At 73.2% G+C, this 4,989-nt stretch carries 4 protein-coding genes; 2 read left to right on the top strand and 2 right to left on the bottom strand.

The annotated features are described in order from the left end of the window. Positions 1-341 precede the first annotated feature (341 nt). Positions 342-1,100, bottom strand: a complete 759-nt coding sequence (locus BZY54_RS48195; RefSeq protein ID WP_086731559.1) for an SDR family oxidoreductase — start codon at positions 1,098-1,100, stop codon at positions 342-344. Between the two features lie 76 nt (positions 1,101-1,176). After that, positions 1,177-2,193: a Gfo/Idh/MocA family protein gene (locus tag BZY54_RS48190; RefSeq protein WP_244217717.1), complete on the bottom strand. Its 1,017-nt coding sequence runs from the start codon at positions 2,191-2,193 to the stop codon at positions 1,177-1,179. A 106-nt stretch (positions 2,194-2,299) separates the two neighbouring features. On the opposite strand from BZY54_RS48190, the gene BZY54_RS48185 reads away from it, so the two are divergent. Both BZY54_RS48185 and BZY54_RS48180 read left to right on the top strand, forming a co-directional pair. Beyond that, on the top strand, positions 2,300-3,613 hold the full coding sequence (locus BZY54_RS48185) for a multidrug effflux MFS transporter (RefSeq protein ID WP_086731557.1): 1,314 nt from the start codon (positions 2,300-2,302) through the stop codon (positions 3,611-3,613). Further along, a complete protein-coding gene (locus tag BZY54_RS48180; protein WP_086731556.1) occupies positions 3,610-4,740 on the top strand; it encodes a serine hydrolase domain-containing protein in 1,131 nt (376 codons plus the stop codon). The genes BZY54_RS48185 and BZY54_RS48180 overlap by 4 nt, the downstream gene beginning before the upstream one ends. The last annotated feature ends 249 nt before the right edge of the window (positions 4,741-4,989 follow it).

Below are 4,989 nucleotides of genomic sequence, written 5' to 3'. Positions count from 1 at the left end.
CTGCTCGCGGGTGGGGTGTGGGCCCTGCGCCGGCGCCGGACCGCGGCGCGGGCGGAATCGGCGGGCCGGCCGGAATCGGCGGGCCGCCACCGACGCTGAACAATCTGCACAAGCGGAATGTGAATCTCCGTACCACATGAGCCGGTGGCCGACTTATGCTCAACATCTCCTTCACCAGAGCTTCACAGTTGGGCAGCGGGCTTCCACCGGCCACGCTCAGGGCCACATTCAGGGGGAGGGGGCGGCAGCCGTTCCACGGCACCGGTAGGGGGGACCCCGCGTGGGACCGCGGGGTGCGCACCGGTACGTGGAGCGGCTGCCGCACGCACGGCCCCGCCGGCTCAGCCCCGTCCCACGTACGGCATCGTCGTCGCCAGCACCGTTGCGAACTGCACGTTCGCCTCCAGCGGCAGCTCGGCCATGTGTCGCACCGTGCGCGCCACGTCGGCGACGTCCATCACCGGTTCCGGGGCCGTCTTCCCGTCGGCCTGGAGCGCGCCCGTCTGCATGCCGGCCGTCATGTCGGTGGCGGCGTTGCCGATGTCGATCTGCCCGACCGCGATCCGGTACGGCCGCCCGTCCAGCGACAGCGACTTGGTCAGGCCGGTCAGTGCGTGCTTGGTGGCGGTGTAGGGCGCCGAGTGCGGCCGGGGCGTGTGCGCCGAGATCGAGCCGTTGTTGATGATCCGGCCGCCCTGCGGGTTCTGCTCCTTCATCTGCCGGTACGCCGCCCGGGCGCACAGGAACGCCCCGTTGAGGTTGGTGTTCACCACGTGCAGCCACGCCTCGTAGGGCAGGTCCTCCACCGGCACCCCGCCGGGCCCGAACGTCCCCGCATTGTTGAACAGCAGGTCGACCCGCCCGAAGCGTTCGACGGTGGCCGCGAACAGCGCGGCCACGTCCTCCGGTCGGGCCACGTCGGTGCGTACCGCCAGTGAGGCGGCCCCCGGCACGAGCGCCGCCGTCTCCTCGAGCGTCTCCGGTCGCCGCCCCGCCAGTGCCGCCGACCAGCCCGCGCACAGCAGTTCCACGGCGACGGCCCGCCCGATGCCCGATCCGGCGCCGGTCACGACGGCGATCTTCGATGAGGTGTCAGTCATGACATCGGAGCGTACGGGCGCAGTCCGTCATGCGGAATCCGCTGTCCGTCATACGGATGTGAGGGCCGAGGGGGGTTCAGACGAGCACGGGCTCCGTCTCCTCCCCGGGGTAGCGCACCCCGATCCGCTCCCGGATCGTGTCCAGCGTCCGCATCACGGCCAGGGTGCCGTCCAGCGGTACGAGCGGCGACTCGGTCTCGCCCGCGCGCAGCGCGCGCATCACCTCCACCGCCTCGTGCCTCATGCTGGTGCGCGGACCGTCCGCCGGGTCGGCGGCGAACTCCTCCGGGTCGCGCCCGTCACGGTGCAGCACGAAGCGGTCCGGGTGGAAGAAGCCCGACGGGATGTCGATACGGCCCTTGGAGCCGGTGACCGAGGCTCCGGTGGCCGTACCTCCGGTGATGGAGCAGTGCACCTGGGCCAGCGCGCCGCCGTCCCAGCAGAGCAGGGCGCCGGTCTGCAGGTCGACGCCCTCGGGCGAGAGCACCGCCCGGGCCGTCAGATCCGACGGCTCACCGAGCAGCAGGTGCGCGAACGACACCGGGTAGACGCCGAGGTCGAGCAGTGCCCCGCCGCCCAGCTCCGGGTCCCGCAGCCGGTGCGAGGGCGGGAACGGCCCGGCGAGCCCGAAGTCCGCCTGAACGGTGCGTACTTCGCCGATCGCCCCGTCGTCGACCAGTGCCTTCAGCCGCCGCACCAGCGGGTTGCAGTACATCCACATGGCCTCCATCAGGAAGCGCCCCTGCCCCCTGGCCAGCGCGACCAGTTCCGCCGCCTCGCGCAGGTTCAGCGTGAACGGCTTCTCGCACAGCACGTGCCGCCCGGCCTCGAGGCACAGGCCGGCGGCCGTGCGATGGGCCGAGTGCGGGGTGGCGACGTAGACGACATCGATGTCACCGTCCTGCGCGAGCGCCTCCCAGGAGCCGTACGCCCGCGGGATCCCGAACCGTTCGCCGAACGCCTGCGCCGACTCCTTGCTGCGCGAGCCCACCGCCACGACCTCCGCGTCCGGCAGGTCCACCAGGTCCGCGGTGAACGCGGCGGCGATCCCACCGGTCGCCAGAATCCCCCAACGCACCTTCTCTTCCGTCACACCGGATATCCCGGACATCCCGGACCCCACCCTCGATCATGTGTTCCTCGGCACGGCGTACGAGCTGAGAGCATAGGTGGCGGATCAGCCGGAGAGGGAGGGACCCATGTCCGAGGGCGGGGCGTCGGCGCCGCACGCGCCGAAGGAGGCGGTACCGGCCGGACCGGGGACACGGCAGCGCACCGGGCCCCCCGACCCCGCCGCCCGCCGCACCGGCTTCCTGGTGACCCTGATCCTGGGCGGCCTGACCGCCACGCCCCCGCTCGCGATGGACATGTACCTCCCCTCGCTCCCGGAGGTCACCCGGTCTTTGCACGCCCCCGCCGCGACCGTCCAGCTCACCCTCACCGCCTGCCTGGCCGGGATGGCGCTCGGACAGCTGGTCGTCGGCCCGATGAGCGACCGCTGGGGCCGCAGGCGACCGCTGCTGGTCGGCCTGGCCGTCTACGTCCTCGCCACCGCCCTGTGCGCGCTCGCGCCCGACGTCGAGATGCTGGTCGCCCTCCGGCTGGCCCAGGGCCTGGCGGGCGCGGCGGGCATAGTGATCGCCCGCGCGGTCGTCCGCGACCTGTACGACGGCGTGGCCATGGCCCGGTTCTTCTCCACCCTGATGCTGATCTCCGGGGTCGCGCCGATCGTGGCGCCGCTGATCGGCGGTCAGATCCTCCGGTTCACCGACTGGCGAGGGGTGTTCGCGGTGCTCACGGTGGTCGGGGCACTGCTGGGCGCGGTCGTGTGGACGAAGCTGCCGGAGACCCTGCCGGCCGTGGAACGCCATGCGGGAGGCATAGCGGAAGCCCTGCGCTCGATGCGCGGGCTGCTCGCCGACCGTGCCTTCGCCGGCTACATGATCGCGGGCGGCTTCGCCTTCGCCGCGCTGTTCGCCTACATCAGCGCCTCGCCCTTCGTGATCCAGGAGATCTACGGCGCCTCCCCGCAGACGTTCAGCCTGCTGTTCGGGCTCAACTCGGTCGGACTGGTCGTCGTCGGCCAGATCAACGGCAAGGTGCTGGTCGGCCGGGTCCGCCTGGACCGGGTGCTGGCCGTCGGCCTCGCGGTGGTCATCCTGGCGGCGGGCGCCCTGCTGCTGATGGTGACGGGGGCGCTCGGCGGGGTGGGCCTGGCGCCCGTGGCCGCCGCGCTGTTCGTGCTGATGTCCGCCATGGGCGTCACGCTGCCGAACACCCAGGCCCTCGCCCTGATGCGCACCCGGCACAGCGCCGGTTCCGCGTCCGCGCTGCTCGGCACGTCCTCCTTCCTCATCGGCGCGGTGGCCTCCCCGCTCGTCGGGATCGGCGGGGAGCACACCGCCGTACCCATGGCGGTCGTCCAACTGGCGGCCGCACTGGTGGCGCTGGCCTGCTTCGTGGGAATGTGCCGTCCCCGGACTGAAGCCGCGAGTGTGGGGGAGGAGAGCTGAGCGCACCGAGACTGCGCCGGGACACGCCGGAGAAGGCCGGACTCGACCCCGCCGAACTGCACCGCCTCGCCCGCGAGGTCCACGCCCTCACCACCGGGGAGCGCCCCTGGGCGGCAGGCGCCGTCGTCGTCGCCGGGCGCGGCCCGGTGATCGCCGTGGCCGAGGCGGCCGGCTGGGCCGTACGGTACGCCTCCTACAACCCCGTGACCGACCGCGGCGTCGAACTGCCCCCCGAGGCGAGGGTGCCGATGACCCTGGACACGCCCTTCGACCTGGCCTCCCTCACCAAGCTGTTCACAGCGGTGGCCGCGGTGCAGCAGATCGAGCGGGGCACGCTGGGCGTGGACGCGCGGGTGGGGGCGTACCTGCCGGAGTTCCACGCCGCCGCCGCGCACGGCGTCACCGTACGGCAGCTGCTCACCCACACCTCCGGGCTGCGCCCCGACCTGCCGCTGTACGACTGCCCGGACCACGCCTCCCGGCTGGCGATGCTGCGGGCGGAACGCCCGGTGGGCGCACCCGGCGCCCACATCTACTCGGACCTGAACGCGCTCCTGCTCCAGTACGTCCTGGAGCGTGTCACGGGCCGCTCCCTGGACGCGCTCGTCCGCGACGGCATCACCCGCCCGCTGGGCATGACGTCCACACGCTTCGGGCCGTGCCCCGGCGCGGCGGCCACCGAGGACCAGCGACGGCCGTGGGCCAAGGCGGACCGGGGAATGCTGCGCGGCGAGGTCCACGACGAGAACGCGTGGGCGCTGGGCGGTGTCGCCGGTCACGCGGGACTGTTCTCCACGGCGGGGGACCTGGCCGTCTTCTGCCGCACGCTCCTGGCCGGCGGCTCCTACGGTCCCGCCCGTATCCTCGGCCCCGACCTCGTCGAACTCCTCCTGACCCCGCCGGGTCTGGGCTTCGCCGTGGACCAGCCCTGGTTCATGGGCGAGCTGGCGGGTGGGGGGGCGGCGGGCCACACGGGCTTCACCGGCACGTCCCTGGTCCTGGACCCGGCGACGGACGCCTTCCTCGTACTCCTGGCCAACACGGTCCATCCCCGGCGCCGCCCACCGGACAACGGCCCACGCGCGGCCGCCGGGAGTCGCTTGGCGCGGGCCGTGCGGGGCTCTTGAGCCTCGCACGGGTCGGCCACCGAGCCCGGTGAGCCCTGCGGGCTCGTGAGGTTCCTGCGGGAGCTGTGCGGGCTTGCGAGGTGTCCGGGCGGCTCGGGTGGAGTGGTTTGTCGCCCCGCCGCCCTTACCCGTCCCATCCAGGGGGCTCCGCCCCCGAAGCCCCTTTCGGCCTGCGGTCGGGTGTGGATGGGTGGGGGCTGGGCGCGCAGTTCCCCGCGCCCCTGGGATGGGGCGGACGCCCGCCCCATC

The sequence above is a fragment of the Streptomyces carpinensis genome (genome assembly GCF_002154505.1).
Lineage (GTDB): Bacteria > Actinomycetota > Actinomycetes > Streptomycetales > Streptomycetaceae > Streptomyces > Streptomyces carpinensis.
Note: the sequence above shows the minus strand (reverse complement) of the source record. Positions and strands in the feature narration are given on the sequence as shown.